The 26,239-nt window shown below is 67.2% G+C and carries 28 protein-coding genes; 10 read left to right on the top strand and 18 right to left on the bottom strand.

The window, feature by feature from the left end; all coding sequences use genetic code 11:
* Position 1: 1 nt before the first annotated feature.
* The 3 genes from ACSHZY_RS04410 to ACSHZY_RS04400 form a co-directional block, all read right to left on the bottom strand.
* Positions 2-1,777 carry a GMC family oxidoreductase gene (locus ACSHZY_RS04410; RefSeq protein WP_435165984.1) on the bottom strand — a complete coding sequence of 592 codons (1,776 nt, stop codon included), beginning with the start codon at positions 1,775-1,777 and terminating at the stop codon, positions 2-4.
* A 17-nt stretch (positions 1,778-1,794) separates the two neighbouring features.
* Complete coding sequence (locus tag ACSHZY_RS04405) at positions 1,795-2,523, bottom strand: gluconate 2-dehydrogenase subunit 3 family protein (RefSeq protein ID WP_435165981.1); 729 nt, start codon at positions 2,521-2,523, stop codon at positions 1,795-1,797.
* A gap of 255 nt (positions 2,524-2,778) precedes the next feature.
* A complete protein-coding gene (locus tag ACSHZY_RS04400; RefSeq protein ID WP_435165978.1) occupies positions 2,779-3,678 on the bottom strand; it encodes a LysR family transcriptional regulator in 900 nt (299 codons plus the stop codon).
* Positions 3,679-3,973: 295 nt separating this feature from the next.
* Between ACSHZY_RS04400 and ACSHZY_RS04395 the strand changes: the two genes are divergently transcribed.
* Positions 3,974-4,162 carry a hypothetical protein gene (locus tag ACSHZY_RS04395; RefSeq protein WP_435165976.1) on the top strand — a complete coding sequence of 63 codons (189 nt, stop codon included), beginning with the start codon at positions 3,974-3,976 and terminating at the stop codon, positions 4,160-4,162.
* 199 nt (positions 4,163-4,361) lie between these two features.
* Positions 4,362-6,335: a PhoX family protein gene (locus ACSHZY_RS04390; RefSeq protein WP_435165973.1), complete on the top strand. Its 1,974-nt coding sequence runs from the start codon at positions 4,362-4,364 to the stop codon at positions 6,333-6,335.
* A 41-nt stretch (positions 6,336-6,376) separates the two neighbouring features.
* Here ACSHZY_RS04390 and ACSHZY_RS04385 read toward each other — a convergent pair whose 3' ends face one another.
* The 4 genes from ACSHZY_RS04385 to ACSHZY_RS04370 all read right to left on the bottom strand — a co-directional run bounded on the left by ACSHZY_RS04385 (position 6,377) and on the right by ACSHZY_RS04370 (position 10,266).
* Positions 6,377-8,137 carry an SLC13 family permease gene (locus tag ACSHZY_RS04385; protein ID WP_435165970.1) on the bottom strand — a complete coding sequence of 587 codons (1,761 nt, stop codon included), beginning with the start codon at positions 8,135-8,137 and terminating at the stop codon, positions 6,377-6,379.
* Positions 8,138-8,282: 145 nt separating this feature from the next.
* Positions 8,283-9,107, bottom strand: a complete 825-nt coding sequence (locus ACSHZY_RS04380; RefSeq protein WP_435165967.1) for a manganese catalase family protein — start codon at positions 9,105-9,107, stop codon at positions 8,283-8,285.
* 83 nt (positions 9,108-9,190) lie between these two features.
* Entirely contained in the window at positions 9,191-9,691 is a 501-nt protein-coding gene (locus ACSHZY_RS04375) for a ferritin-like domain-containing protein (protein ID WP_435165964.1), read from the bottom strand.
* Between the two features lie 59 nt (positions 9,692-9,750).
* Positions 9,751-10,266, bottom strand: coding sequence for a ferritin-like domain-containing protein (locus tag ACSHZY_RS04370; protein WP_435165962.1), 516 nt, complete (start codon positions 10,264-10,266; stop codon positions 9,751-9,753).
* A gap of 181 nt (positions 10,267-10,447) precedes the next feature.
* On the opposite strand from ACSHZY_RS04370, the gene ACSHZY_RS04365 reads away from it, so the two are divergent.
* From ACSHZY_RS04365 to ACSHZY_RS04335, 7 genes are all read left to right on the top strand, one after another.
* Positions 10,448-10,942 carry a DUF4142 domain-containing protein gene (locus tag ACSHZY_RS04365; RefSeq protein WP_435165959.1) on the top strand — a complete coding sequence of 165 codons (495 nt, stop codon included), beginning with the start codon at positions 10,448-10,450 and terminating at the stop codon, positions 10,940-10,942.
* Between the two features lie 70 nt (positions 10,943-11,012).
* Positions 11,013-11,333: a hypothetical protein gene (locus ACSHZY_RS04360; protein ID WP_435165957.1), complete on the top strand. Its 321-nt coding sequence runs from the start codon at positions 11,013-11,015 to the stop codon at positions 11,331-11,333.
* Positions 11,334-11,404: 71 nt separating this feature from the next.
* Entirely contained in the window at positions 11,405-12,151 is a 747-nt protein-coding gene (locus tag ACSHZY_RS04355) for a ZIP family metal transporter (protein ID WP_435165954.1), read from the top strand.
* 100 nt (positions 12,152-12,251) lie between these two features.
* Positions 12,252-13,118, top strand: a complete 867-nt coding sequence (locus tag ACSHZY_RS04350) for a cytochrome ubiquinol oxidase subunit II (RefSeq protein WP_435165952.1) — start codon at positions 12,252-12,254, stop codon at positions 13,116-13,118.
* Positions 13,115-15,223, top strand: coding sequence for a cbb3-type cytochrome c oxidase subunit I (locus ACSHZY_RS04345; protein ID WP_435165949.1), 2,109 nt, complete (start codon positions 13,115-13,117; stop codon positions 15,221-15,223). The genes ACSHZY_RS04350 and ACSHZY_RS04345 overlap by 4 nt, the downstream gene beginning before the upstream one ends.
* A complete protein-coding gene (locus ACSHZY_RS04340) occupies positions 15,220-15,834 on the top strand; it encodes a cytochrome c oxidase subunit 3 (protein ID WP_435165946.1) in 615 nt (204 codons plus the stop codon). The genes ACSHZY_RS04345 and ACSHZY_RS04340 overlap by 4 nt, the downstream gene beginning before the upstream one ends.
* Positions 15,831-16,127: a cytochrome o ubiquinol oxidase subunit IV gene (locus ACSHZY_RS04335; protein ID WP_435165943.1), complete on the top strand. Its 297-nt coding sequence runs from the start codon at positions 15,831-15,833 to the stop codon at positions 16,125-16,127. The genes ACSHZY_RS04340 and ACSHZY_RS04335 overlap by 4 nt, the downstream gene beginning before the upstream one ends.
* Positions 16,128-16,131: 4 nt before the next feature.
* Here the strand turns inward: ACSHZY_RS04335 and ACSHZY_RS04330 are convergent, their stop codons facing one another.
* The 8 genes from ACSHZY_RS04330 to ACSHZY_RS04295 all read right to left on the bottom strand — a co-directional run bounded on the left by ACSHZY_RS04330 (position 16,132) and on the right by ACSHZY_RS04295 (position 22,872).
* Positions 16,132-17,265: a Gfo/Idh/MocA family protein gene (locus tag ACSHZY_RS04330; protein ID WP_435165940.1), complete on the bottom strand. Its 1,134-nt coding sequence runs from the start codon at positions 17,263-17,265 to the stop codon at positions 16,132-16,134.
* Positions 17,266-17,328: 63 nt separating this feature from the next.
* Complete coding sequence (gene choX, locus ACSHZY_RS04325) at positions 17,329-18,273, bottom strand: choline ABC transporter substrate-binding protein (protein WP_435165937.1); 945 nt, start codon at positions 18,271-18,273, stop codon at positions 17,329-17,331.
* 106 nt (positions 18,274-18,379) lie between these two features.
* Positions 18,380-18,844 (bottom strand): YaiI/YqxD family protein, encoded by a 465-nt coding sequence (locus ACSHZY_RS04320; RefSeq protein ID WP_435165935.1) that lies wholly within the window; start codon positions 18,842-18,844, stop codon positions 18,380-18,382.
* Positions 18,837-19,667, bottom strand: a complete 831-nt coding sequence (gene fghA / locus ACSHZY_RS04315) for an S-formylglutathione hydrolase (RefSeq protein WP_435165932.1) — start codon at positions 19,665-19,667, stop codon at positions 18,837-18,839. The genes ACSHZY_RS04320 and fghA overlap by 8 nt, the downstream gene beginning before the upstream one ends.
* Positions 19,668-19,677: 10 nt before the next feature.
* Complete coding sequence (locus tag ACSHZY_RS04310; protein ID WP_435165929.1) at positions 19,678-20,601, bottom strand: AEC family transporter; 924 nt, start codon at positions 20,599-20,601, stop codon at positions 19,678-19,680.
* Positions 20,602-20,639: 38 nt separating this feature from the next.
* Complete coding sequence (locus ACSHZY_RS04305; RefSeq protein ID WP_435165927.1) at positions 20,640-21,512, bottom strand: OmpA family protein; 873 nt, start codon at positions 21,510-21,512, stop codon at positions 20,640-20,642.
* Positions 21,509-22,156: a GNAT family N-acetyltransferase gene (locus tag ACSHZY_RS04300; protein ID WP_435165925.1), complete on the bottom strand. Its 648-nt coding sequence runs from the start codon at positions 22,154-22,156 to the stop codon at positions 21,509-21,511. Before ACSHZY_RS04300 ends, ACSHZY_RS04305 begins: the two co-directional genes overlap by 4 nt.
* The gene (locus ACSHZY_RS04295; RefSeq protein ID WP_435165922.1) at positions 22,153-22,872 is read right to left on the bottom strand and encodes a competence/damage-inducible protein A; all 720 of its coding nucleotides are present in this window, start codon (positions 22,870-22,872) and stop codon (positions 22,153-22,155) included. The genes ACSHZY_RS04300 and ACSHZY_RS04295 overlap by 4 nt, the downstream gene beginning before the upstream one ends.
* Positions 22,873-22,991: 119 nt before the next feature.
* On the opposite strand from ACSHZY_RS04295, the gene map reads away from it, so the two are divergent.
* A complete protein-coding gene (gene map, locus ACSHZY_RS04290; protein ID WP_435165919.1) occupies positions 22,992-23,801 on the top strand; it encodes a type I methionyl aminopeptidase in 810 nt (269 codons plus the stop codon).
* Here the strand turns inward: map and ACSHZY_RS04285 are convergent.
* The 3 genes from ACSHZY_RS04285 to ACSHZY_RS04275 are packed head-to-tail and all read right to left on the bottom strand — an operon-like array spanning position 23,798 to position 26,180.
* Positions 23,798-24,442: an HAD family hydrolase gene (locus tag ACSHZY_RS04285; protein ID WP_435165916.1), complete on the bottom strand. Its 645-nt coding sequence runs from the start codon at positions 24,440-24,442 to the stop codon at positions 23,798-23,800. The two genes, map and ACSHZY_RS04285, sit on opposite strands and share 4 nt — an antisense overlap.
* A complete protein-coding gene (rsmD, locus tag ACSHZY_RS04280; RefSeq protein ID WP_435165913.1) occupies positions 24,439-25,002 on the bottom strand; it encodes a 16S rRNA (guanine(966)-N(2))-methyltransferase RsmD in 564 nt (187 codons plus the stop codon). The genes ACSHZY_RS04285 and rsmD overlap by 4 nt, the downstream gene beginning before the upstream one ends.
* Entirely contained in the window at positions 24,999-26,180 is a 1,182-nt protein-coding gene (locus ACSHZY_RS04275; RefSeq protein ID WP_435166913.1) for an NAD(P)/FAD-dependent oxidoreductase, read from the bottom strand. The genes rsmD and ACSHZY_RS04275 overlap by 4 nt, the downstream gene beginning before the upstream one ends.
* Between the last annotated feature and the right edge of the window lie 59 nt (positions 26,181-26,239).

Here is a 26,239-nt window from a genome sequence, read left to right as displayed (position 1 = left end):
ATCAGCCCTCCACCAGCGCGCCGGGGTTCTTCACATACGTCTCGGCAATCGCGCGCGCGGTGCGGATGGCCAGCGCGCCGACAGTGCCCGTCGGGTTGTAGCCCGCATTCGTCGGGAAGGCCGAAGCGCCGACGACGAACAGGTTGTGCGCGTCCCAGCTTTGCAGATACGGGTTCACCGCCGAGGTGTTCGGGTCCGCCCCCATCGGCACGCCGCCGATAACGTGGTCCGACGCGACGATGGCCGTGGTGAACGGCTTGTCCGCGAAGTTGAAGCCCGCCACGTGGCTGGCCCCCATCTCGCGCCCGATCTCCAGCGACCGGTCCATCGTGAACTTCGCCATGTTCCGGTCGCTTTGCGCATAGTCGTAGGTGATGCGCAGCAGCGGCACGCCGAACTTGTCCTTGAAGTTCGGATCCAGGTCCATGTAGCCGGTCTTCGTCGGCATGGAGCAGCCCTGGTTGAACAGCGTCGCGTAGTTCTGGTAATATTTCGCGTAGGACTTCTTGAACTCCGACCCCCAGCGCGGCGTGCCCGGCGGCAGCGCGTTGGCCTTCGCGATCGGCAAGCCGTCGCGCGACAGGGTCAGGATGCCCGCGCCGCCGATAAAGTCCAGATCCGAATGGTCGAAGTTGTCGCCGTTGTAGTCGTCGATCTGGCTGCCCAGCGCGCCCGCCCCGATGAACGGGTTGATCTGGTCGTCCTCGAACCACAGGTCGGCGCCCGACACGGTCTGGAACGTGAAGTTCCGCCCCACCACGCCCGACTGGTCGCGCGGATCATAGGGCTTGGAGATGCCCGAATGCAGAAGGATCCGCGTGTTGTCCATCATGAAGGCCGTCAGGATCACGATGTCGGCGGGCTGTTCCACCTCGTTGCCCTGTTCGTCCACATAGATGGCGCCGGTGACGGTCTTGCCGTCGGGCGACTTCGTCAGCTTCGTCACGCAGGATTTCGTCAGGACCGTGAAGTTCGGACGGCGCATCAGCACCGGGAAGATGCAGGCCTGCGGCGAGGATTTGGAGAAGTTGCCGCAGCCGAAATACAGGCAGAAGCCGCAATAGGTGCAGGCGCCCATGCTGACGCCCAGCGGGTTCACGTAAGGCTGCGACAGGTTCGCCGTCGGGATCGTGAACGGGTTCAGGCCCATGCGGTTCGTCGCGTCGTTGAACAGCTCCATCGCGCGCAGCGTCTTCAGCGGCGGCGTGGGATAGTCGCGGCTGCGCGACCCTTCATAAGGGTTGCCGCCGCCGACCTTCTGGCCGTCGATGACGCCGGCCTTGCCCGACACGCCCGCGATGCGTTCCCAGCGGTCGTAGAAGGGCTCCAGCTCGTCATAGGTGACGCCCCAGTCCTGAAGCTGCAGCTCCCCGTCCTCGGCCCGCGCAAGGCCGTAACGTTCGATGGTCTGCTTGCGCACCTCGAAATCCCAAGGGGAAAAGCGCCAGCCCATGCCCGCCCAGTGGAAACCCGCGCCGCCCACGCCGCCGCCCAGTTCGAACACGCCCCAGTTGCGGGTCGGGATCGCGGTCTGGTCCAGCCGGTTGCGGAAGGTGGCGGTGTTGTCGCGCGGCGCCGACAGCAGTTCCTTGCGCTGGCTCCAGCGCAGTTCGTCGGGGTCCACGGCGGGGGGCGTGTGGGTGGAGGTGTCGGTCCAGGCGCCGCGGTCGATCGCGACGACGTTCAGGCCGGCGCGGGTCAGTTCCTCGGCCATCAGGGCGCCGGACCAGCCCAGCCCGACGATCACCACATCCGCCTTTTGGCGTTTCGTTGTCATGAGAAGTTACCTTACGTTCAGTCGCGGGGGATCAGGCTGACGGGTTCCAGCCCCAGATCCTCGCCCGTGCGGTCGGCATAAAGACGGTAGTCGTAGCGGGCGCCGGGGAAGCCGATCATCTTCCAGCCCACCATGTCCTTGTTCCCGCCATAGATCGGGTCCGAAAAGTAGCCTTCGCGGACGTTGATCAGCATCAGTTCGAAGAAGGCCTTGGTGTGGACGCCGTTCCCCAGATCGATCGTGCCTTCTTCCATGCCCTTCAGGATCTCGTCCTGGCGGTTGGGCTGAAGATCGGCAAAGGACGCGCCGTCGGTGCGTTTGGCATATTCCTCCAGCGCGGCAAGGCCGGTGGCATAGCGTTCGCGCGGGGTTTCGATGAATTGCGGCGTCTGGGCCAGCTCATCCTCGTTCGGCAGCTTCGGGCCCGCCCGGTACAGGCTCGCCCCCGCACCGAAGGGACCGGCCAGCTGCATGTCCAGAAACTCCACGCAGCCCGCCTCGCTGGCCGAGGCGCCAAGTTCGTCGGCCGGGATCAGGCGGTCGAAGACGGCGGTCACGGTGCGGCGGTCGATGTCGCGGCTGAGGACGTGGAAGCGGCCGCCATGGAGCGCGGGACGCGGCAGGAAGTCGGGATCCATCGCCATGTCGGTCGGATAGCCGTGCATCTCGGCGGTGCGGGCCTGCGTCGCGGCCGCACCCGCGGCGGCCATCGCGCCCAGCGAGAAGAGCGCCTTTCTTCGGTTCATTGCTTGTCCTTCCTTCCGCATGGCGATCGGCCATGCGCTGCCTGGCGTCGGGAACGGGTCCCACGCGCACGGTTGCTCACCGGGTTTCAGATCTGGCGGGCGGCGTGCCTGCCCTGCAGCGGCGGGCGCGTCGCGATTCCGGACCGGGGCGGGCCCGGCGGAATTGGCGGCACACTATGGTGTGCCAAAATCTGCGACAAGGCGCCGCAGCGCCCCGGGCGAAGGCGCGCGGCCTTTCCCTTCATTTTGACGGGATCAGCGGAACAGTACGGGGTGCCGCACCATCCGTTCGGCCAGCACGTCGCGCAAATGGCGCAAAAGCAAGCGCACCATCCGCGGGGAGTGATCGGCGGCGGGCTGCACGCCATGAACGACGCGCGCGCCTGTATGCCAATCCGGCAGCACTTGGATCAGCCGGCCGGCTTCCAGATCCTCCAGCACGTCCCAGACGGATTTCATGGCGATGCCGCCATCGGCCAGCGCGGCCGCATGGGCGGTTTCCCCGTCCGATCCGGACAGCGGCGCATGGATCGCCGCCTCCACCCGCCGGGCGTCGTTCCGCAGCGCCCACACCTTGGGTGCGGGCTGCCCCACGGTCAGGCAGCGATGATGGACAAGATCCTCCGGCCCCGCAGGCGTTCCGTGCCGCGCCAGATAGGCGGGGGAGGCGACAAGAAGATGACGGTCCGGCGCCAGCACCTCGCCCGTCGCGTTGGGGCCCTGCCGCAGGGCAAGGTCCACGCCTTCGCGCACAAGGTCGATCAGGCGGTCGGTGGCCACAACCTCCACCGTCAGACCCGGATGGCGGTCCAGAAAGGCCGGCAGGCAAGGCGCCAGCCGCCGCTGCGCGAAGGCAACGGATGCGCTGAGCCGCAGGCGCCCGCGCAGCGGCGCGTCGCCCCGATCCTCCAGCGCGTCAAACGCGGCCAGGGCCGTGCGGCAGGGGCCGAGGAATCCCTCCCCTGCCGGCGTCAGCCGAAGGGCGCGGGTGGAGCGTTCCGCCAGCCGCGACCCCACCGCCGTCTCCAGCCGCGCCAGCCGCTTCGACAGCACCGACAGCGCAAGGCCCAGATCGCGCGCGGCGGCGGACAGGCTGCCCGTGCGGGCCACCGCCTCGAACACCCGCAGATCCTGGATATGGTCGATCCGCCCCATGCCACCCTTTCCAGTCCGGGAAGGCCGCCTTCCTCATTTCACAACAAACGCGGGCGGTTCCCGGCACGTTCCCCCCACCGAACTGTCTGAATGAAAACCCACATGATCCCGACCCCAGCCCACCAACCCTCCGCCTTTCGGGGTGCAGGTCGCCCTGCGCCAATGGAACATGGCATGGACCACAACCCTCTTGTCCGCCGGATCGGGCATGTGGGCATGGTCGTCCCCAACCTGACCGCCGCCAAGACCTTCTTCATCGACGCCTTCGGCGCCGAGGTCCTGTACCGACCCGGAGATGTTTCAGGTCCTGCGCCCCACGCACGACCGGGTGCCCGAACTGACCAATCCCAGCGTCACCCACTTCTCCATCTATTGCGAGGATGTGCGGGCCGTGGGCGAGGCAATGGCGCGCGCCAGCGGGCGGATGCTGAAGGGGCCGGTCCCGTGCTCTGCGCAGGAGGAGGGGGAGGAAAACGTCCTGTGATTCGGGTGGACGCACTGGGGATCGCTGATCGAGCTTCTGCAGGTTCCGACCCCGCCGACCTGCGACGCGCCGGGGGCGACGCATCCCCGCTGGCAACCCCGCCCGCCTGAACGCTCCCTCTCAACGCCTCGAGTGTCGCGAATATGACATGAAGTGATGACATGGCTTCAGGCGCGAAGCTGATGCCAGGGGGACACGCATGACCAAGCAAAGCCAGATTTTCCGCACGTCGCAATTGGAAGAGGCCGAGGGCCCCGGCCTGAACCCGACCGCGAACCCGACCATGGGGGACATCATCGCCGCCCGCTTTTCGCGTCGCGGGTTCCTGAAGGGATCCATGGCCTCGGCCGCGATCGCGGCCACCGTGTCGCCGGTGGCCCTGTTCGCCGCCGACGAGGCGCGCGCGCAAACGACCTCGGCCTTCAGCTTCCCTGAAGTGGAAGCCGGCGTGGACGCCAACCACCACGTTGCCGAAGGCTATGACGCGGACGTGCTGCTGCGCTGGGGCGACAAGCTGTTCGCCGACGCGCCGGAGTTCGATCCCACGAACCAGTCCGAAGCCGCGCAGGAACGCCAGTTCGGCTACAACAACGACTTCGTGGGCTTCATCCCGCTGGACGGCGCCATGGATCGCGGCCTGCTGGTCGTGAACCACGAATACACGAACGAACACCTGATGTTCCCCGGCATCGTCACGATGCAGAACGGAGAGCTGGAGGTCGCCGACGCCACCGAGGACCGCGCCAACATCGAGATGGCCGCGCATGGCGGCACGATCGTGGAAATCCGCAAGGTCGACGGCAAGTGGCAGCCGGTTCTGGACGGCAAGCTGAACCGCCGCATCACCGCCAAGACCGAGATGCAACTTACCGGCCCCGCCGCCGGCCACGAACGCCTGCAAACGACGGCCGACACCTCGGGCCGCAAGGTCTTCGGCACGATCAACAACTGCGCCGGCGGCGTGACGCCCTGGGGCACCTACATCATGGCCGAGGAGAACATCCACGGCTACTTCCTCGGCGAATTGCCCGAAACCCATGCCGAGGCCGGAAACTACAAGCGTCTGGGCATCCCCGGTGGCTCCTACCAGTGGGGCAACTTCCACAAGCGCTTCGATCTTGCCTCCGAACCGAACGAACCGAACCGCTTCGGCTGGGTGGTCGAGGTGGACGTGATGGACCCGAACTCTGTCCCCAAGAAGCGCACCGCGCTGGGCCGCTTCAAGCATGAAGGCGCCGAAAGCGTCGTGGCCAAGGACGGCCGCGTGGTCTTCTACCTCGGCGATGACGAACGCTTCGACTATGTCTACAAGTTCGTGACGAAGAACGCCTACAACCCCGACGACCGCGCCGCCAACATGGACCTGCTGGACGAAGGCACGCTTTATGTCGCCCGCTTCGACGAGGACGGGTCGATGGAGTGGCTGCCGCTGGTGCACGGCCAGGGCCCGTTGACCGCCGAGAATGGTTTCCACAGCCAAGCTGACGTGCTGATCGAGACGCGCCGCGCGGGCGACCTGCTGGACGCGACGCCGATGGATCGCCCCGAGGACATCCAGCCGAACCCCGCCACCGGCCGCGCCTATGTCATGCTGACCAATAACACCAAGCGCGAAGAGGCGAATGCCGCCAACCCGCGCGTGGAAAACGCCTTCGGCCATATCGTCGAAATCCTGGAAGCCGACGGCGACTTCACCGCCACCAACGGCACATGGGAAATCCTGTTGCAATGCGGTGACCCTTCGGTGGCCGAAGTCGGGGCCACCTTCTCCACCGAGACGACGAAGAACGGCTGGTTCGGGATGCCGGACAACGCGGCCATCGACGCCGACGGCCGCCTCTGGGTGTCGACGGACGGAAACTCCATGGCCGACACGGGGCGCACCGACGGTCTGTGGGCCGTGGACATCGAAGGCGAAGCGCGCGGCACCTCGCGCCTGTTCTACCGCGTGCCGGTGGGAGGGGAGATGTGCGGCCCCTGCCCGACCGAGGACATGACCACCTTCTTCGTCGCGGTGCAGCACCCGGGCGATGGCGGGGACGACTGGGAAGGCCACGGCCGCCCGTCCTATTACGAGGATCTGTCCACCCGCTGGCCGGACTTCAAGGACGATATGCCGGTGCGCCCGTCCGTGGTCGCCATCACGCGTCAGGGCGGCGGCCGGATCGGCTGACCCGACAGGCGGGCCGGAAACCGGCCCGCCCCACCCCCCCCTCAGCCCCAGACGGCGAGGATCAGCGGCACCCCCACGCACACGACCAGCAGCGACAGCGGAGCGCCCAGACGGGCGTAATCGCCGAACCGGTACCCGCCCGGCCCCATGACCAGCGTGTTGCACTGGTGCCCGATGGGCGTCAGGAAATCGCAGCCGGCCCCCACCGCCACGGCCATCAGGAACGCTTCGGGCGCATAGCCCAGTTCGGTGGCGAAGGTGGCCGCGATGGGTGCCATGACCAGAACCGTGGCCGCGTTGTTCAGGAACGGCGTGACGGCCATCGCGGCGATCATGATCACCGCAACCGCCCCCCAGACCGGCAAGCCCGAAGCCGCGCTGGACAGCCACGCCCCGATCAGTTCCGTCCCACCGGTGGTCTGCAACGCCTCGCTGACCGGGATCAGCGCGCCCAGCATGATCAGGATCGGCCATTCCACACTGTCATAAGCGTCCCGCGTGCTGATCGCGCCGGTGGCCATCATCAGCGTGGCCGCCGCGAAGAAGGCCACCGCCACCGGCAGGACGCCGGTCGCCGTCAGCCCCATCGCGGCCACCAGGATCACCAGCGGCAGGATTTCCTTGCGCACGCTTCCCAGCCGGATGCTGCGTTCGGCCAAGGGAAGCAGGCGCAGGTTCTCCAGCACCTCGGGCATCACGGCCGAAGGGCCCTGCACCAGAAGCACGTCCCCCGCCATCAGCGTGGTCGCGCCCAACCGCTCCGTCATCTGGTGCCCGGCACGCGAGATGGCGATCACGTTCACCCCGTGCAGCGCGTGCAGGTTGACCTGCTCCGCGCTCCGGTTCACCAAGAGGGAGGAGGGGGTGACCACCGTCTCGATGATGCCCAGCACCTCCTTGCTGCCGTCGCCCGACTGGCGGGCCAGTTCCAGCCCACCCACGGTGATCGCCCGCTCCAGCGCGTTGGGTTCGCCGCGTAAAAGCAGGGTGTCGTCAGCCTCGATCACCGTTTCGGGCAGGGTGACGCCCCGGCGCTTGCCGCCGCGCACGATGCCGGTGATGACCAGCCCGCCATCCACCATCCCCAGCAGTTCCGCCACCGTCTTGCCGACGACCTTGGCCCCCTCGGGCACGGTTGCCTCGGTATTGTAGTCGCTGATGCCCACCGCTTCCTCCAACGAGGGGGCCGCGCGGCGTTCACGCGGGATCAGGCGGTATCCAACCTGCAGGAACACAAGGCCGGTCAGCGCCAGGCCGATCCCGACCGGGGCGTAATCGAACATGCCGAACGGCTCGCCCGTCATCTCCTCCCGCACGCGCGAAACGATGATGTTGGGCGAGGTGCCGACCAGCGTGATCAGCCCGCCCAGAAGCGAAGCGAAGGACATCGGCATCAAAAAGGCCGAAGGCGAGGCCCCTGACCGCTTGGCCATCTTGAAGGCGGCCGGGATCAGGATCGCCAACGCGCCGATGTTCTTGATCAGCGCCGACAGAAGCGTGACCGAGCTGACCAGCACCGTCATCTGCCAGCGGACGTTGGTGACGCGCCGCACCACCCAGCGGATCAGCGTCTCGACGATGCCGGACCGCGCGATCGTGGCGCTGACCACCAGGGCACTGCCCACGATGATGACGATGTCGTCGCTGAAGCCGGTGAACGCATCCTCGGGCGACACTGTGCCCACCGCGAGGGACGCCAGCAACGCCAGCAGGGCGACCATGTCGTAGCGCAACTTCCCCCATATGAAGAGCAACATCATGCCGCCCAGAATGAGGAAGGCCAGAACCTGAGGCTGCGTCATGAAATGTCTCCGGGAGGGTTGTCGTGAACGTTCCGAAGGGGTGGGGGTTCCCGTTCGAAAGGTCATGAGGCCCCTGTTCCAGTGCGGCCGTTTCAAAACGAAAAGTGGCCGCCGAGGCGGCCACGATCTGGACGTGAAGGTCCGATTACATCTGTTCGGACTGGGCGCCGCTTTTCGGCTTGGCCTTGCCCAGATCCGGGATCTGGCTGGACGGTTCCAGCGCGGCGGTCATGAACTCGCCCTTGCCGTCGATCGACGGGCCTTCCGACCAGCGGCCGGGGGCCGGGGCGCTGCCGTCCTTCTGGAAGCCCAGATAGGCATAGCTGAACTCGGTCTTCTCTTCGGCCTGCGGGTGGCTGTTCGGAATCGGGAACGCGCCCTTGGCGCCGCCCAGTTCCTCCAGCGCGGCCATCCACTGGTTCTGGTGCATGGTGTCGCGGGCGATCAGGTATTGCAGCATGTCCTTCATGCCCGGATCATCCGTCATGTTGTACAGGCGGACGGCCAACGTGCGGCCGGTGGATTCGGCGGCGATGTTGGCCGTCATGTCGGCGGCGATGTTGCCGCTGGCATAGATGTGGGACATGTCGAAGGGCACGCCGTCGCTGTCGACCGGCATGGCCGACAGGCCTGCGGACAGAAGGTTCTTCAGGTTCATCCCGCCCATGACGGCATTGATGGCCGAGTCCTTGGCCATTTCCTCTTTCAGGCTCAGTGGTGCGCCTTCAAGGTTCAGGGCGACGGCCGTGGCCAGCATCTCGATGTGGCCCAGTTCCTCGGCGGCGGTGTTCATCAGCAGGTCGCGGAACTTCGGATTGCCGCGGGCGCCGCAGGCCTGGAAGAAGTACTGCATGGCCACGCGGATCTCACCCTCCACGCCGCCGATGGCCTGTTGCAGGGCACGGGCGAACAGCGGGTTCGGGGTGTCGACGCGAACGGGATATTGAAGCTTGTTGTCGGTATAGAACATGATGTCTCCAATTTTTTCTGAAAGCGGCGACGGGCCGTTCCGTGCCGTCATGAAAAGGCCCGCGAGGCGGGCCCCTTGGGCAATCAGGCGGCTTCGCCGGTGGCGGCGGAGTTGATCACGGACTCGGCCAGCATGGTCAGCTTCTCGTCCGTGGCGGTTTCTTCCTGCAGCGTCTGGTCCAGAAGCGTCACCGCCTCGTCCATGCCCAGCTTCTCGGCCCAGGCCTTCAGCGTGCCGTAGCGGCTGATCTCGTAATGCTCGACCGCCTGCGCCGCGGCCAGAAGGCCCGCGTCATGCGCCGGGCTGCCCTTGAACTCGTCCATGATCTCGGACGCTTCCGAGATGATGCCCTCGATCGCGTCGCAGGTCTTGCCGCGGGGGCGCTTGCCGATCAGCTCGAACACCTGGTTCAGGCGTTCCACCTGGCCTTGGGTTTCTTCCTCGTGCTGCTCGAACGCGGCCTTCAGCTCGGGGCTCTGCGCGGCCTTCGCCATCTTGCGCAGGTTCGTCGTCAGCTTCTTCTCGGCGTAGTAGACGTCTTTCAGCGTTTCGTGAAACAGCGTGTCGAGGGTCTTGTCAGCCATCGGTCATCTCCTGATGCTTGGGTTTGCCCCTGCACGGGGCCCGAAACGTGTCGCGTAGGTCAGATGTCGGCGCGTTCGCCACTGGCCGACAGGGCGATGTAGGCGCGCGTCACCGTGGGCAGGTTGTCTTCGATCCAGCCCGCCATGCGGCGTTCCTCGTCCAGGTTCTGGCGCAGAAGCGACAAGGCCTGCGTGGCGCCGCTTTCCTCGCCGGCCGTTATCAGCGACAGGTAGGCCGCGATCTCGAAATGTTCGAAGGCATAGTTCGCGAAGCTGTTCTTCAGGATCTCGTCGCTGGCCATGGAATGGGTCAGGGCCGCCATGGATCCCGTGAAGGACAGCGCCGCGTCTTTCAGCGAGGAGTGGGATTCGTCGACCCCGGCCAGGATCTCTTCCAGCCGCTGGATCTGTGTTTCGGTTTCACGGATGTGCAGGTCCAGCTGGGCCGCCACGTCCGGGTAATGTTCGATCCGCGACAGCTGGGGCTTCATGATGGACAGGGCCTGGTTTTCCATCGCATGGGCGTTCTTCAGCCCCGAGATGAAAACGTCGTTCGCACTTGCAAGATTTGCCATTGTCTCTCCTTCAAGCTCGGGACCGGACGTCCCGGGCTCGTGATGGGTTCGATGTGGAAAGAAGCCTGCTTGACGGCATTTGTTCCTTGGCATGGGGCTTTCCCGCCACAACGAATAAAATGCGATCTTTCGGAACAAACTCGGCGCACTCCTGTTGGCGCTTCATCCAGGAGGAATGTTCATGAATCGCAGACATGTCTTTGCCGCCGGCGCGGCCGTCGCCGCCGCCATGCCCTTCGCATCCTTTGCCCAGACGGCCGCAGCCCCCGCCGATCCCGCCAAGCAGCCAGCACTTCTGGGGGGCAACTTCGCCCTTCTCAGCAGCCGCATGGCAGTTGAAAAGGCGACCAACGCGTCGGTGAAAACCTTCGCCACGATGGAAATTGCGGAACAGGAAGCCGTTGCCATGGCCTTCGGGGCCGAAGCCGGCGCCGGTGGCGTGTCCGAAAAGCACGCGGCCGTGCTGAAGGAACTGGAAGCGGCCCCCGCCGGTCCCGCCTTCGACATGATGTATGTGGATGGCCAGATCACCGGCCACGAGGAACTGCACAAGATCCACGCCGCCTATGCCAAGAATGGCAGCGATCCGATGGCGCGCGGCGCGTCCATCGTCGGCGTCCCGTCGATCGAGACGCATCTGGCCATGCTGCGCGGGATCAAGCAAAGCCTCGCCTGATCCGTCCCGACCGGACAAAGGAAATGCCGCCCCACGGGGCGGTTTTTTCCATGCGTATGGATGATCTTCCATGCCGGCACTGACGCCCGACAAACGCTATATCGTGGTCCGGGGCCGCCTGTGGCGGGCCGCCAACCCGCACCTGACCGACGCCGACCGCGCGCGGTTCGTGTCGGACTTGATGCACGCCCGGCGCGCCGTGAAGACCGCCCGTGCCGCAGGCGACGCGGCAGCCGAGGACGCGGCCCACAAGGCCGTGAACGCCGCGAAGATCGCGCTGGGGGAACGCGGCCCGGTCTGGTGGGACGATGGCGCGCCGGACCTGAACCGGCGCATGGCTCGAAACACCCCCTATGCCGCCTGGCATGCCGCCTTGCCGCCCGAAGGCTGAAGCACCCTCCGGTGGCCGATGCGGCGCGGCGGATTATCTGCCTGCGCATCTGGTGAAGGGAAAGGGCGCACATGCCGATCTGGATGCAAGCGGGGCTTTGGGGGCTCGCCGGGGCGTCATCGCTTCTTCTGGGTGCGGCACTGGCCTATCTGGCGCGTTTCCCGCGCCGCGTCACCACGGGCTTCATGGCCTTCGGGTGCGGTGTCCTCATCTCGGCCGTCAGCTACGACCTGATCAAGGAAGGGTTCGACCAGGCCGGGGGCATGACCCCGATCGTGCTGGGGGCGCTTGCCGGGTCGGTGGCCTACACGCTGGCCAACTGGATCATCACACGCGGCGGCGGCCATCACCGCAAGCGGTCCGGAGAGCATCAGAAGAAGGCCGCGCAGGGCGGCGCACTGGCCATCGCCGCCGGGGCCTTTCTGGACGGCATTCCGGAATCGGTGGTGCTGGGCGTGGGCCTGCTGGACGGTGGCGGAGTCAGCCTGACGATGTTCGCGGCCATCTTCCTGTCGAACTTCCCCGAAGGCCTGTCCAGCGCCGCAGGCATGAAGGCCGCCGGCCGCAGCCCCGCCTATGTCTTCGGCCTGTGGTCCTTCATCACGCTGTGTTCGGGGGTGGCGGCGCTGACGGGCGCGGCGCTTCTGGGCGGCGCCTCCCCCTGGACGCTGGCGGCGGTGAACGCGCTGGCGGCCGGCGCGCTGCTGACCATGATCGCCGACACCATGATCCCCGAAGCGGTGGAGGGCGAACGCGGCGAAACGGGGCTTCTGGTGATGATCGGCTTCCTGGTGGCCTTCGCCCTGTCGCAGGGCTAGGGGACGTGCCGAGCAAAAGGAATATCCTCCCCACTGTGCGGCCCCGAACACCGGATTACAATCACCGGGCATCCGACGCTCCTGTCGCCGAGGGACCCTTTTGATCCGCACCCCCCGTTGTCTGCCCGTCAGCGTCGTGTTCTCCGGCCTCTGGACGCTGTCCGGCTGCGGGCTGAACATGGGCCTGCTGTCCCCCGCAGGCCCCGTGGCCGAAGCGCAGCGCCTGCACCTGTGGATCGTCTGCGCCCTGATGCTTCTGGTCGTGATCCCGATCTTCGTGACCATCCCCTTCCTGTTGTGGCGCTACCGCTATCGCGACGGAAAGAACCACGCCGCCTATCGCCCCGACTGGGAAGCATCATGGAAATGGGAGGTGGTGCTTTGGGCCGGGCCGCTGATGGTGACGGCCGCCTTGTCGTGGTTCCTGTGGACCTACACCAAGGCGCTGGACCCCTACCGCGAACTGTCGGACCGGCCCTTGCAGGTGCAGGTGGTGGCCTATGACTGGAAATGGCTGTTCCTGTATCCCGACCTTGGCGTTGCCAGCGTGGATCGGCTGGTCCTGCCGGCAGGGCGGGCGGTCACGCTGTCCCTCACCTCGCGCACGGTGATGCAGTCGATCCTGATCCCGGAACTGGCGGGGCAGATCTACCTGATGAACGGGATGACCACGCAACTGAACCTGCAGGCGGACCAGCCGGGCGCATGGACGGGCCGCAACACGCAATACAACGGCGACGGCTTCCACCGGCAAAGCTTCCGGGCCGAAGCGCTGGACGCCGGCGCCTTCGCCCAATGGACCGAACGCGCCGCCTCCGCGCGCCCGCTGGACGCCGCCGCGATCTCCGCGCTGGAGGAGAAAGGGACGCGCGACGACCTGCCCGACACGTTCAGTCAGGTGCCACCGCATCTGTTCCACGATCTGGTTGGCGGGGGCGTCCATGTCCATCACGAGGGACACGAATGACCGGGCATGAGATTCTTCTGGGCCGTCTGGACGCGACCGCCCTGCCCTGGCACGAGCTTCTTCTGGCCGACACGCGGCTGGAGGTCATCAGCGGGATTGTCGGGCTTTCGGCGGCCATGATCGCGGTGGCCGCAGCGGTCGCGATCGCGGGGGCGCTGACGTGGTGGCGCCTTTGGGGGCCCTTGTGGCGCGACTGGCTGACCAGCGTCGATCACAAGAAGATCGGCATCATGTACATGGTGCTGGCCTGCGCGATGCTGGCCCGCGCCGTGGCCGAGGCGGGGGTGATGCGCCTTCAGCAGGCCCTGGGATCGGGCGGCGGCGGGATCGTCACGCCGGACCATTTCGGCCAGCTCTTCTCCACCCATGGCACGATCATGATCTTCTTCGTGGCGATGCCGTTCCTCACCGGCCTCATCAATTTCGTGATGCCGTTGCAGATCGGCGCGCGGGACGTGTCTTTCCCGCTTTTGAATTCGGTCAGTCTGGCGCTCACGGCGGCGGGGGCGGCGCTGGTGATGGTGTCGCTGGTGTTCCAGCCCTTCTCCACCGGCGGGTGGTCGGGCTATCCGCCCTTCACCGACGCGTCGTTCAACCCCGGCGCAGGACCGGATTACTGGATCTGGGCGGTGACGCTCTCCTCCCTCGGCTCCACCCTCACGGGCATCAACTTCACCGTCACCATCTACAAGGAGCGGTGCGAGGGGATGCACCTGATGCGGATGCCGATGTTCTGCTGGACCTCACTCTGCACCGCGATCCTGATGATCTTCGCGATGCCGCCGCTGACCGTCGCCACGGGGCTTCTGGCGCTGGATCGCTATCTGGGGTTCCACGTCTTCACCAATGATGGCGGCGGCAACATGATGCTGTTCGCCAACCTGTTCTGGCTGTTCGGCCATCCGGAGGTCTACATCCTGATCCTGCCCGCCTTCGGCGTGTGGAACGAGGTGTTCTCCACCTTCTCGGGCAAGGGGCTGTTCGGCTACCGGGCGCTGGTGATGGCCACGATGTGCATCGCCGTCCTCAGCTTCACCGTGTGGGTGCACCACTTCTTCACGATGGGGCAAAGCCCGGACCTGAACGCGATCTTCGGCATCGCCACCATGACCATCGGCATCCCGACCGGCGTGAAGATCTACGACTGGATGCTGACCATGTATCAGGGCCGGGTGCGGATCACGGTGCCGATGGTCTATGGCATCGGCTTTCTGTTCCTGTTCGTGCTGGGCGGGATGACGGGGGTGATCCTGGCGAACCCTTCCATCGACTATCAGGTGCACAACACGCTGTTCCTTGTGGCGCATTTCCACAACATGGTGATCCCCGGCACCCTGTTCGCGATGATCGCGGGCTACACCCTGTGGTTTCCCAAGGCCTTCGGCTTCCGGCTGGTCGACCGCTGGGGCTATCGCGCGGCGGGGCTGTGGATCGCGGGGTTCCTGCTGGCGTTCTTCCCGCTCTACCTCCTCGGCCTCATGGGGATGCCGCGCCGGATGGTGGCGTATTTCGAAGGCGCCTGGCTGCCCTGGACGCTGGTGGCGCTGACGGGCGCGGGGCTGATCGGGCTGGCGCTGCTGTGCCTGGCGATGCAGCTGTTCGTATCCATCCGCGACCGGGCCGCCTTGGCCGTGCCCGTGGGCGATCCGTGGGACGGGCGCAGCCTAGAATGGTCCCTGCCCGCCCCGGTGCCCCCATGGAATTTCCACGTGCTGCCAGTGGTGGAGGAGCGGGACACCTTCATGGAGCGGAAGAAGAAAGGCGAACATCTGGACCGCCCCCGCGACGGCTTTGACGATATTTCCATGCCGCGCCTTAGCAGCGTGGGTCCGGTCACCGGCGCGGCCGGGCTGGTGTGCGGCTTTGCGCTGACCTGGCACATCTGGTGGCTGTGCGCGCTGGCGCTGGCCGTGATCGTCGGCGCCATGGTGGCGCGCGGCTTCGTGCGCGACACCCACCACACCATCCCTGCGGCCGAGGTGGAGGCCCGCTGGACCGCCTGGCGTACGCTGGCCGACGCCTCCCCCCGCATTCGCCGCCGCGATGAACAGCGCCCGGCGAACCGCGGCCACGCCTTCCCCGCCGCGCAGGAGGGCGAGGCATGAGCCGCCGCCATCCGGGCCTGAACCTTGGCGTATCCCACGGCGCCGCGCATGAAGCCGCCGAGAACGAGGTCTTCGGCTTCTGGGTCTTCATGATGAGCGATGCCATCCTGTTCGGCCTGCTGTTCGCCACCTATGTCGTGCTGCAAGGCAACACGAACGGTGCCCCCGGCCCGACCGACCTGTTCGAGATTCCGTCGGTTTTGGCCCAGACGGTGATCCTCCTCACCTCCAGCCTGACGGCGGGGCTTGCGCAGCTGGCCATGAAGCACGACCTTGGCACGCGCCGGATCGTGATGTGGCTGCTGATCTCCCTCGGGCTGGCGCTGGCCTTCCTGGGGTTGGAGATGCGGGACTTCCTGACCATGATCGACAAGGGCGGCGTTCCGCAGGCCAGCGCCTTCCTGTCGGCCTTCTTCGCGCTGGTGCCGCTGCACGGGCTGCACGTGGCGGCGGCCTGCCTGTGGCTTCTGGCGCTGCTGGGCCAGATGGCCCGCTATGGCACCGATGACGCGGTCAAGACGGCGATGCTGCGGCTGGGCATCCTGTGGCACTTCCTCGACGTCGTCTGGATCGGGATCTTCACCATCGTCTATGTCGGGGGGCTGGCATGAACCGCAGGCAGGAACGGCGCAGCTATCTTGTGGGCTATGGTCTGGCGCTGGCGCTGACCCTGCCGGTCTTCGCGCTGGTCGGGTTCGACCTTCTGCCCCGCCGATCCATCCTGTGGATCGCCGGGGTGGCCGCAGTCATGCAGATCGTCGTTCACTTCCGCTTCTTTCTGCACATCCGCCTGAAGGGCCAGACGCGCGAGGATCTTCAGCTGATCCTGTTCACCACGCTGCTGCTGATCCTGATGGGCGGGGGCACGATCTGGATCATGACCAACCTCGCCCACCGGATGTAGCGCCTCAGTCGCGGGAGGGGCTGGAGGCGTTCACCTTCTTCGGCGCCGACACGGGGCGCAGGCGCTGCTCCTGCGCCTCGGGGTCGATGCGCAGGCTTCGGGTGAAGGGTTCCACCTTGGCCGGCTGGCCGGTGCGCAAGGCTTCCATGATCGCCTCCACCACCAGAAGGTCCACCAGCCCTTCCTCGCCGCTCGGCTCCACCGCCCGGTCGTTCAGGATGCAGTCCGAGAAGTAGCGCAGCTCCCCCCCGAACTGGTCCGTCGCGGGGAACTGTTCATGCGTGTCGTCGTCACCGATGCGGCGGGTCTGGGCCAGGCCGTCGCCCAGGCCGAAGGCGGGGCTCATCTCGATCGTGCCCTTGGTGCCGGTGATGGTGAAGTTGTCCAGCCGGTTCGCGTAATAGCTGACCACGAACTGCGCCAGCTGGTTGCCCGGCATCCGCAGCGTCACGGCCAGCGTGTCGTCGAAATCGCCCAGATCGGCTTCGGGATGGCGGGTGCCCACGGCGGACACGACCTCCACCGGCTCCGCCCCGAACAGGAAGCGGATGGCGTTGATCGGATAGGGCGCAAGGTCGAACAGCGGCCCGCCTTCGATCCCGTGCCTGGCGCGGTGGTTGGCCGGGTCCAGCACCTGTCCCATGCCGCCCGTGAAGGCGATCAGGTCGCCCAGCTCGCCCGCGCGGATGCGGCGGATGGCGTCGAGGTTCGCAGGCTCGAAATGCAGGCGGTAGGCGGTCATCAGCTTGGCACCGCCGCGCTTTTCAGCCTCCATCATCGCGCGGCACAGGTCGGAATTCACCTCCAGCGGCTTTTCGCACAGCACGTGGATGCCCGCCTCCAGTGCCGGAATAGCGAATTCGGCGTGGCGCCAGTTTGGCGTCGCCAGATAGATCGCATCCACCTGACCGGACGCGAGAAGCGCTGGAAATTCGTCGTAGCTGTAGCGGTTCTCGACGTTGTAGAGATCGCCCAGCGCGGCCAGCTTTTCGACATCGCTCGACACCAGGGCGGTGATCTCGGAATTGCCCGTATGGGCGACCGCCGGCATGAGCGAGCCTTGCGAGATGTCGCCCAGCGCCACGATGCCGTAGCGCACCTTCTTGCCGCCCAGACCCAATGCCGATGCAATGCTCATTCCCGTTCTCCCTTCAGGTTGCACCGTGGCAACCCGAGGGGGGACGGGAGGTTCCGTCGCGGCTCAGTCTTCCAGCGCGGCCTGCACGGCGGCCAGACCGGGTTCACCGTCCACCGTCGTCACGCCGTCCAGCCACGGGGCTAGGCGTTCGGGATGGGCGGCCAGCCACTCGCGCGCGGCGTCCTGCGGATCGTCGCCCTCCAGCAGGGGGCCCATCAGCTCGTTCTCCATCTCCACGTCGAAGACCAGCTGGCCGAAAGCCTTGGCGGCCGACGGGCATTGCGCCACCCAGTCGGGGCGCGCGATGGTGCGCACCTCTGCACCGCCGAAATCCGGCCCGAAATAGGCGTCGCCACCCTCCAGATAGGTGATGTCGATCTGGGTGTTCATCGGATGCGGCGCCCAGGCCAGGAACACGACGGGATCGCCCGCGCGGTCGGCCCGCTGCACCTGCGCCAGCATGCCCTGCTCGCTCGATTCCACTACTTTCCAGTCCTTCAGGCCGAAATCGCCCGCGTCGATCATCCGCTGGATGTTCTGGTTGGCGGGCGCCCCCGGCTCGATTCCGTAGATCGTGCGGTCCAGCTCCTCCGCATGGGCCTGAAGATCGGCGAATGACCGGATGCCCAGATCCGCGGTGGCCTTCGGCACGGCCAGCGTGAACTTCGCGCCCGTCAGGTTGGTGCCCAGCACCTGCACCTTTTCCGCCTTGGTCAGGTCGTCGATGAAGGCCTGCTGCGCCGGCATCCAGTTGCCAAGGAAGGCGTCGATCTGATCGCCCTTCATCGCTTCGTATCCGACGGGCACGGCCAGCGTCTTGATGTCGAGGTCATAGCCCAGCGCGTCCAGCACGACCGTGGCCACGGCGTTGGTGGCGGTGATGTCGGTCCAGCCCGGATCGAAGGTGCGGATGGTCCCGCATTCTGCCGCGTCCTGCGCCGCGGCGCCCGTCGCGACGGATGCCAGCAGCGCGGCCAGCGCCAGCGGGGATGAAACTGTCTTGATCATGCAATCCTCCTGTTGGGGGCATCATGGCGCATTTCCCGCGCCTGTTGAAGCCAAAGGGCGCGGCCTGCGGGGGAACGGATCCGGCGAAACCGTGCCCGGCCGGGGATTATCCTTCCGCCGAAAGCGTTTTCGCCTTGCGGATCGCGCGGTCCAGCGCGTCCAGAAAGCGCGAGCGGTCCGTCTTGGAAAATGCGCGCCCTCCGCCCTGACGGAACGGGTCGGCCGAGCGCAGATCGGCCATCAGATCGCGTGTTGCCAGCACGTTGCCGATGTTCGCGGCCGTCAGCGCGTCGCCGTCCGGCCGCAGCACCTGCGCCCCCGCCGCCACGCATTTCGCGGCCAGCGGGATGTCGTTGGTGATGACGACATCCGCCGCCCCGGCCCGTTCCGCGATCCACATGTCGGCCACGTCCGGCCCTTCGGACACGAAGACGCTTTCGACCAGCGGATTGGCCGAAGGGCGGATGCCGCCGTTCGACACCATCAGGACCCGCACGGCGTGACGTGTCGCCACCCGCTCCACCTCGGTCTTCACGGGGCAGGCGTCGGCGTCGACATAGACCTCAGTCATACAGGGCCTGCGCGTGGAAGGTCACATGCTCCTCCATGAAGCTCGACACGAAGAAATAGCTGTGATCATAGCCGCGCTGCATCCGGAAGGTGCCCTCCTGACGGCGGGCGGCCATCGCCTCGGCCAGCGCCTCGGGGCGCAACAGGTCGAGGAACTGGTCCGACGCCCCCTGATCCACCAGAACCGGCCCGTCGAAGCCGCGCTTCTTCATCAGGAGCGTGGCGTCATGCGGGGCCCAGGCGGCCTCGTCCTCGCCCAGATAGGCCGTGAACTGCTTGCGTCCCCAGTCCGAGGCGGACGGATTCGCGATCGGCGCAAAGGCCGACACGGAGCGGAAGCGGCCCGGAAAGCTCATCGCGATGGTCAACGCGCCGTGGCCGCCCATGGAATGGCCGGTGATGCCCTGACGCCCCTCGTCCAGTGGGAAGGCCTTGAACAGCTGATCCGGCAGGTCCTTGGTGACGTAATCCCACATGCGGAAATGCGGTGTCCATGGGGCGTTCGTGGCGTTGACGTAAAAGCCCGCGCCCTGCCCCAGATCATAGGCCGAATCGTCCGCCACCCCTTCGCCGCGGGGCGAGGTGTCGGGGAAGACCAGCGCCAGCCCCTCCTCGGCCGCCCATTTCTGCGCGCCGGCCTTCACCATCGCATTCTCATGGGTGCAGGTCAGGCCGGACAAGAACCACAGCACCGGCACGGGGTCATGCTCCGCCTCGGCGGGCAGGAACAGGCCGAAGGTCATGTCGCCGCCCGTTGCGGCCGATGTGTGGGCGTAGACGCCCTGCACGCCACCAAAGGCGCGGCTTTCGGATAGGGTTTTCATGTGACCTCCGTCATTGCGTCAAGGCGAGCGTGGCGGTCAGCGTGACAAGGCTTCCCAAGGTGGACATCAGGATCGCCGTCGACACGCGATACGGCGCCACACCGTAATGCTGCGCCAGCATGTAGACATTCCCCGCCACCGGCAAGGCGGCCGTGGCAATCATCACCTGCGCGGCGAATCCATCGGCCCGGCCGATGGCCAGAAGGGCCAGCGCCACCGCGCCCGGATGCAGCACCAGCTTGGCAAAGGACAGCCAGCCCCCGATCCCCACCCGGTCCAGCCCGCGCGCGGCCAGCGATCCGCCGATGGCGAACAGCGCCCCCGGCGTGGCGGCGGCCGACAGAAGCGACACCGTCCGGTCCACCGGTCCCGGTACCGTCCAGCCCGTGGCGGACCAGCCCAGCCCCAGCGCCAGCGCCACGATCATCGGGTTGGTCACCAGGCCCTGCCCGATCCGCAGCGGCAGTTGCGCCGACATGCGCCCGCTGCGCGAAAGGGTGATCAGGATGGTGAACAGGCTGCCGAAGACCGCAAGATCGATGGTCAGCATCATCAGGATCGGGCCCACCGCCTCGCGCCCCAGAAGGGCGACCAGAAGGGGAAGGCCAAGGAACCCGGTGTTGCCGATGACGGCGGTCTGCGCCTCCACCGCCGCCTCTCCCAGCCGCTCCCCCCTCATCCTCGCCACCGACAGGACCAGAACGTTCACCGCCCCCGTGGCCAGAAGATAGGCGACCGCCAGGGGCCAGTCGAAAATCTCCCCCAGCGACAGTTCGGACGAAAAGTGGAACAACAGCGCCGTCAGCGCGAACCAGAAGATGAAACGTGTCAGCGCGTCCGTGGCCGCTTCGGAAAAGAAGCCGCTGCGCACGGCGCCATATCCGAGACCGATCAGGGCGAAGAAGGGGAGAAGTTGCGACAGGATGGGCAGCATGAGCTTGGACTTTCACGCCGGGGGGTGGGATGCAAGCCTCAGTCCGGGATCACCTCAACTCGCCGGTTGCGGGCACGGCCTTCTTCGGTGGCGTTGGTGTCGCGCGGGGCGACAAGGCCCGCGCCTTCGGCCGACACGCGCGACGCCTCGATCCCTTGGGCGATCAGCCAGTCGCGCACCGCCTGCGCGCGGCTGCGCGACAGGGCGACGTTCGTATCGGCGGATCCCTGGTTGTCCGTATGCCCCACAAGCTGGACACGGCGTTCCGGATGGGCCTTCAGCCAGTCCCGAAGCGGTTCCAGCACCGGCTGCGCACCGTCCAGCACCGCGCCTCCGGTCGGAAACTCCAACCCCTCCAGCACGCGGGGGCGGTCGAAGTCGGAGGTCACCTCGGGCACGGGCACAGGTGCGGGCCGGGTCGGCGCCTCGGGTCCGGGCGGGGCCACCTCCACCACCTCCACGAAGCCCAGATCGGCGGTGCGGCTGACCATCACGCCCAGCCGCGCGTCCCCCTTCGCGGCCGAGACATAGCGGAAGTCCCCCAGATCCACATGCATCTGCGGCTCGGGAAACACCTCCACGGCAAAGCGGAAGTCATAGCCGCCGCAGACATCCGTGTCGCAGTCCAGCTTCAGGGTCCAGCCCTCGGCCAGCAGCGCCTCGCGGATGGGGCGCAGGATGGACAGGGTCGTGAAGCCCTCGGGCGGGGTCGTCTGCCACGCGGTGCGGGTGACATGCCCTTCCACCGTTTCGGTGGGAAAGCCCGCCGCGGTCCAAGGGCCCAGAGGCAGGGTCACGCTGTCCAGCGGCAGGTCGACGCTTCGGGCCACCTCGGCCGAACCGGCCACGGGCGGGGTGAAGGCGAATGCGGGCTGAGCCGCCAGAAGGGCCAGACAAAACCAGCGGATCACAGGGCTTTCCTGTAGTGATAACGGCCGCAGTCCTGCATCCCGGCGTTGTCATAAAGCGCCCGGGCCGGGGCATTGCCTTCGGACACCACCAGCGCCAGCCGTTCGGCGCCCTGCCCGGTCGCCCAAAGGGCCGCCCCGCGCAGCAAATCGCGCGCCAGACCGCGGCGGCGATGGGTGTCCGCCACCTCCAGCGCGTGCAGCACGGCCAGATCGCCGTTCACCGCCACGAAGCCCGCGCCGCCTTCGCAGGCGATCACCGTCTTGGGGCACAGGCACCGTTCCATCACGGCCAGCCGTGACGGCCCGACTTTGCCCGACCGCGCCCACATCCCGACCGTGTCGTTGGAGGGTGGCCATTCCGGCCGGGACGCGCCGTCCCCCGCCAGCGTGTCCACCCGCGCCTCGTACAGAACCACGGTGTCGTCGATCACGTGGCCGGCGGCGGCCAGACGCGCGTCCAGCGCGGCCTCCCCCTCCCGCAGCATCACGAGGGAGGGCGTCGCACCGTCATCCTCGCCGTCCAGCGTGGCGGCGGACACGCGCCCACCCCCGCCGGCGCCGTCGCGCATCGTCCACGGCCCTTCGCGCCACAGGCGGGCGGGCGGCCAGGTCGGCTCCATCCGGTCCAGAAGCGCACGGCTCATGCAAACAGGTCCGCCAGACGGGTCATCGCCTCGCTCAGCCGACCGGCATCGGTGCCGCGGATGACAAGGTTGGTCCCCACCGCACCGTTCTGCACGAAGGGATAGCTGCCCATCTGCAGGTCCGGATACTCGGCGGCCAGCGTGCGGAAGGGGGCTGCGATCTCTCCCTCTCCGCGGTCCACGCGCAGGGACTGGCTCAGCAGCGGCTGGCCCTTCGTCAGGCGGCTCAGGACATCGGCCAGCATCGCGTGGAACACGTCCGGCACGCCCGCCATCACGTGGACATTGCCGATGGTGAAGCCCGGCGCGATGGACACCGGGTTGTCGATCAGCGTGGCGCTGTCGGGGATGCGGGCCATGCGCTGGCGGGCCTCGTTGAACTCCCTCCCCGTGCGTTCGTAATGCGCGGCCAGAAGGGCGGCGGCGTCAGGGCGCACGTCGATCCGGTCGCCAAAGGCCGCGGCCACGGCGTCGGCCGTGATGTCGTCATGCGTGGGCCCGATCCCGCCCGAGGTGAAGACGTGGTCGTAGCGACCCCGCAGCGCGTCCAGCGCCTCCACGATCGTGGCATGGTCGTCGGCAATGAACCGCACCTCGCGCAGGTCGATCCCCGCCACCGTCAGCTCCTGCGCCAGATGGTGGGAATTGCTGTCGCGCGTGCGGCCCGACAGGATCTCGTCCCCGATGACCAGCATCGCGGCAGTGGGATTGGGCATGGGACGGTCCTTTCCTTCGCTGTTGCCCCAAGGCTTGGCGCAGCCGCGCGGCAAGGGCAAGGTCTGGCACTTGGCGCCAAGCGGGATTATGTAGGCGGGCAAGTGGGAAAGGACATCCGGTGGAAGACATTCAAGGCCGCGTCACGCGTCAGGGCATCCGCATCTATGATCCGGCGGATTTCGAAGGCATGCGCAAGGCGGGTCGCGCCGCGGCCGAGATCCTGGACGCCGTCGCCCCGCATGTCGTTCCCGGCACCACCACCGCCGCCCTCGACGCCTTCATCGAGGACGAGATCAAGCGCATGGGCGTCACCTCGGCCACCATCGGCTACAAGGGGTATCAGCACGCGTCCTGCATCTCGATCAACCATGTCGTCTGCCACGGGATCCCCGGGCCGAAGGTGATCAAGGACGGCGACATCATGAACATCGACGTCACCGTGATCGTGGACGGCTGGTTCGGCGACAGCAGCCGGATGTACGTGGCGGGCACCCCGTCCCGCAAGGCGGAGCGTCTGATCGAGGTCACGCATGATTCGCTGATGATCGGGATCGCGGCGGTGAAGCCCGGCAACACCTTCGGCGACATCGGCCACGCCATCCAGACCTTTGTCGAATCCCAGCGCATGTCGGTCGTGCGCGACTTCTGCGGCCACGGGCTGGGCCGGGTGTTCCACGCCCCGCCGAACGTGCTGCATTACGGCCGCCCCGGCACCAAGGAGGTGCTGGAGGAAGGCATGATCTTCACGATCGAGCCGATGGTGAACCTGGGCCGCCCGGAAACCAAGGTGCTGGCCGACGACTGGACCGCGGTGACCCGCGACAAGTCGCTGTCGGCACAGTTCGAACATTCGGTCGGCGTCACGGCCGACGGGTGCGAGATCTTCACCCTGTCGCCCGCCGGACGCTTCCACCCGACGAAGGCCTAAAGCCCCAGAAGCGCGGGCAGGTCGGCCATCCGGTGGAAGACCGTCGCGCCCTCCGCCTCCAGCCCCGGATGGGCGGCGGGGGCAAGGCCGAAGCAGGGGATGCCCGCCGCGCGGGCGGCCTTGGCGCCGGGCACGCTGTCCTCGATCACGGCGCAATCGGCGGGGTCGGTGTTCAGGAACATCGCGCAATGGCGATACAGGCCCGGATCGGGCTTGGGCATGTTCAGCTCCTGCCCGGAAAAGACCCGCCCCTCCAGCCGCCGCCACACGTCGGGATGCTGGCCCAGCGTGATCATCATCTTTTCGGTCGTGCCGTTCGATCCCACGGCATAGGGAATGCCCGCCGCGTCCAGCCGGTCCAGCAGCTCCGGCACCCCGTCCATCAGCGGCGTGTGGTGGCGCAGATCGGCATAGATGCGTTCGTAGATGTCCTGCACCCAGGTGTCCGGAAGGTCCGCGCCCATCTTGCGGGCGTCGCGGAACACGATGGGCATGGTGCTGCCCATGAACAGCCGTTCGCCCGCAGCAGGGTCCAAGTCCAGACCGTGGGCGCGCATGTCGTCCAGAACCAGCGACATGGTCTGATGCTCGCTGTCCACCAGCACGCCGTCGCAGTCGAAGATCACTGCCTTGACCATCATTCCGTCCTTTCCAGTATCGTCACATGCGTTTCGCCATAGCGACGCTGGTCCAGCATCGCGAACCCTGCGGGGGCCACGGGGGCCGCGCCCTCCTCCCACACGATCAGCGCGTCGGGGGCCAGCCAGCCGCCCGCCAGGCAGGACGACAGCGCCTTTTCCCCCAAACCCTTTCCGTAGGGAGGGTCCAGGAACACGAGGGTGTGGGGATCGCCTGCAAGCGCACCCAACCGCGTCGCATCGCGCCGCAGGATGTCAGTCACACCTTCGGTCCGCGTGATCTCAATGTTGCGGCGCAGCAGCGCGCGCGAGGCGTTCCCGTCATCCACGAAAGACGCATGGGCGGCACCGCGGCTGACTGCCTCCAGCCCCAACGCTCCGGTGCCAGCGAACAGGTCCAGCACCCGCGCCCCTTCGATCGGGTTGCCATAGCCACCGTTGATCAGAAGGTTGAAGATCGCCTCGCGCACACGGTCCGAGGTGGGGCGCAAATGGGCCGTCGGATCGCCCGCGCCGACCTCGGCCAGACGGGTGCCGCGCATGCGGCCGCCGACGATCCTCATAGCAGGTCCTTTGCTTGAACGGCGGTGGCCACGGCCTCGGGCGTGGGGGAACGCCCCGCCTCGATCAGCCGCTTGCCAACCATGTAGGCGCGGGGATCGTTCGCCGCGTCCACGGCCACCAGCCGGTCCCCCGCGAAATACCAGAACGAGGTTCCGCCCTCCACCCGCGTCACCACGCGGTCATGCCCCGCGTTCAGCCCCGCGATCTGCAGCTTCACGTCATACTGGTCCGACCAGAACCAAGGCTTGGCCACGTAGGGCTGTTCGGCCCCCAGCATGTTGGCCGCCACCGCCTCGGCATGGTCGATGGCGTGGGGAACGGACTCCAGCCGCAGCCGCGCCGCCCCTTGCGGAAAGGACGCGCAATCCCCCGCCGCCCAGATCGCGGGGTCCGAGGTGCGGCCGAACGCGTCCACCGCGATGCCGTTGTCCAGCGCGAGCCCCGCCCCTTCGGCCAGCGCCGTGGCGGGGGCGATGCCGATCCCCGCGATCACGAAGTCGCAGGGAATGCGGGTGCCGTCGGCCAGCACGGCGGCCTCGACCTGCCCCTCCCCCTCCAGCCCCGACAGGGCTGCGCCTTCCAGCAAGGTCACACCATGGGCGCGGTGCAGGTCACGGAAGAAGGCCGCCGTTTCCGCGCTGGCGACGCGGGCGAGGATGCGGGGCGCGGCTTCCAGAACCGTCACCTCCAGCCCCAGCTTTGCCGCCACCGCCGCCGCCTCGAGGCCCACATAGCCGCCGCCGACAATCACTACCCGCGCGCCCGGCACGAAGCGGTCCTTCATCGCGTCCACGTCGGCCAGCGTCCGCACGGCGAAAACGCCCCCCAGATCGGTGGGCAGACGCCGCGCGACCGATCCCGTGGTCAGGGCCAGCGCGTCATAAGGCAGAACGTCCTCTCCCACCCGCACGACCTTGGCGGCGCGGTCGATGGCCGTCACGCGGGCGCCGGTCCGCAGTTCGATCCCGTGGGCGGCCCAGAAGCTGTCGGCGCGCAGGGTCAGGCGGTCGACCCCCATCTCTCCCAGCAGGTAGGCTTTCGACAAGGGCGGGCGTTGATAGGGGGCGACCGGTTCGTCGCCCAGCAGGGTGATGCGGCCCGTGGCGCCCAGCGTGCGCAGCTTTGCCGCCAGCGCCGCCCCGGCCTGACCGGCCCCCACCACCACGATGTCCATCATCTTTTCCATTCCCACGCCTGTGGGCGGAGCCTATATCTGGGCCCCAGCGAAACGCAACA

This window comes from Falsirhodobacter sp. 1013 (assembly GCF_051195255.1).
In the GTDB taxonomy this organism is placed as follows: domain Bacteria; phylum Pseudomonadota; class Alphaproteobacteria; order Rhodobacterales; family Rhodobacteraceae; genus Falsirhodobacter.
This window is presented reverse-complemented; position numbering and strand designations above follow the sequence as displayed.

Coding starts and splice junctions, on each gene's coding strand:
- ACSHZY_RS04410 (WP_435165984.1), bottom strand. CDS start 1,777: ATGACAACGAAACGCCAAAAGGCGGATGTGGTGATCGTCGGGCTGGGC.
- ACSHZY_RS04405 (WP_435165981.1), bottom strand. CDS start 2,523: ATGAACCGAAGAAAGGCGCTCTTCTCGCTGGGCGCGATGGCCGCCGCG.
- ACSHZY_RS04400 (WP_435165978.1), bottom strand. CDS start 3,678: ATGGGGCGGATCGACCATATCCAGGATCTGCGGGTGTTCGAGGCGGTG.
- ACSHZY_RS04395 (WP_435165976.1), top strand. CDS start 3,974: ATGTTTCAGGTCCTGCGCCCCACGCACGACCGGGTGCCCGAACTGACC.
- ACSHZY_RS04390 (WP_435165973.1), top strand. CDS start 4,362: ATGACCAAGCAAAGCCAGATTTTCCGCACGTCGCAATTGGAAGAGGCC.
- ACSHZY_RS04385 (WP_435165970.1), bottom strand. CDS start 8,137: ATGACGCAGCCTCAGGTTCTGGCCTTCCTCATTCTGGGCGGCATGATG.
- ACSHZY_RS04380 (WP_435165967.1), bottom strand. CDS start 9,107: ATGTTCTATACCGACAACAAGCTTCAATATCCCGTTCGCGTCGACACC.
- ACSHZY_RS04375 (WP_435165964.1), bottom strand. CDS start 9,691: ATGGCTGACAAGACCCTCGACACGCTGTTTCACGAAACGCTGAAAGAC.
- ACSHZY_RS04370 (WP_435165962.1), bottom strand. CDS start 10,266: ATGGCAAATCTTGCAAGTGCGAACGACGTTTTCATCTCGGGGCTGAAG.
- ACSHZY_RS04365 (WP_435165959.1), top strand. CDS start 10,448: ATGAATCGCAGACATGTCTTTGCCGCCGGCGCGGCCGTCGCCGCCGCC.
- ACSHZY_RS04360 (WP_435165957.1), top strand. CDS start 11,013: ATGCCGGCACTGACGCCCGACAAACGCTATATCGTGGTCCGGGGCCGC.
- ACSHZY_RS04355 (WP_435165954.1), top strand. CDS start 11,405: ATGCCGATCTGGATGCAAGCGGGGCTTTGGGGGCTCGCCGGGGCGTCA.
- ACSHZY_RS04345 (WP_435165949.1), top strand. CDS start 13,115: ATGACCGGGCATGAGATTCTTCTGGGCCGTCTGGACGCGACCGCCCTG.
- ACSHZY_RS04340 (WP_435165946.1), top strand. CDS start 15,220: ATGAGCCGCCGCCATCCGGGCCTGAACCTTGGCGTATCCCACGGCGCC.
- ACSHZY_RS04335 (WP_435165943.1), top strand. CDS start 15,831: ATGAACCGCAGGCAGGAACGGCGCAGCTATCTTGTGGGCTATGGTCTG.
- ACSHZY_RS04330 (WP_435165940.1), bottom strand. CDS start 17,265: ATGAGCATTGCATCGGCATTGGGTCTGGGCGGCAAGAAGGTGCGCTAC.
- choX (WP_435165937.1), bottom strand. CDS start 18,273: ATGATCAAGACAGTTTCATCCCCGCTGGCGCTGGCCGCGCTGCTGGCA.
- ACSHZY_RS04320 (WP_435165935.1), bottom strand. CDS start 18,844: ATGACTGAGGTCTATGTCGACGCCGACGCCTGCCCCGTGAAGACCGAG.
- fghA (WP_435165932.1), bottom strand. CDS start 19,667: ATGAAAACCCTATCCGAAAGCCGCGCCTTTGGTGGCGTGCAGGGCGTC.
- ACSHZY_RS04310 (WP_435165929.1), bottom strand. CDS start 20,601: ATGCTGCCCATCCTGTCGCAACTTCTCCCCTTCTTCGCCCTGATCGGT.
- ACSHZY_RS04300 (WP_435165925.1), bottom strand. CDS start 22,156: ATGAGCCGTGCGCTTCTGGACCGGATGGAGCCGACCTGGCCGCCCGCC.
- ACSHZY_RS04295 (WP_435165922.1), bottom strand. CDS start 22,872: ATGCCCAATCCCACTGCCGCGATGCTGGTCATCGGGGACGAGATCCTG.
- ACSHZY_RS04285 (WP_435165916.1), bottom strand. CDS start 24,442: ATGATGGTCAAGGCAGTGATCTTCGACTGCGACGGCGTGCTGGTGGAC.
- rsmD (WP_435165913.1), bottom strand. CDS start 25,002: ATGAGGATCGTCGGCGGCCGCATGCGCGGCACCCGTCTGGCCGAGGTC.
- ACSHZY_RS04275 (WP_435166913.1), bottom strand. CDS start 26,180: ATGATGGACATCGTGGTGGTGGGGGCCGGTCAGGCCGGGGCGGCGCTG.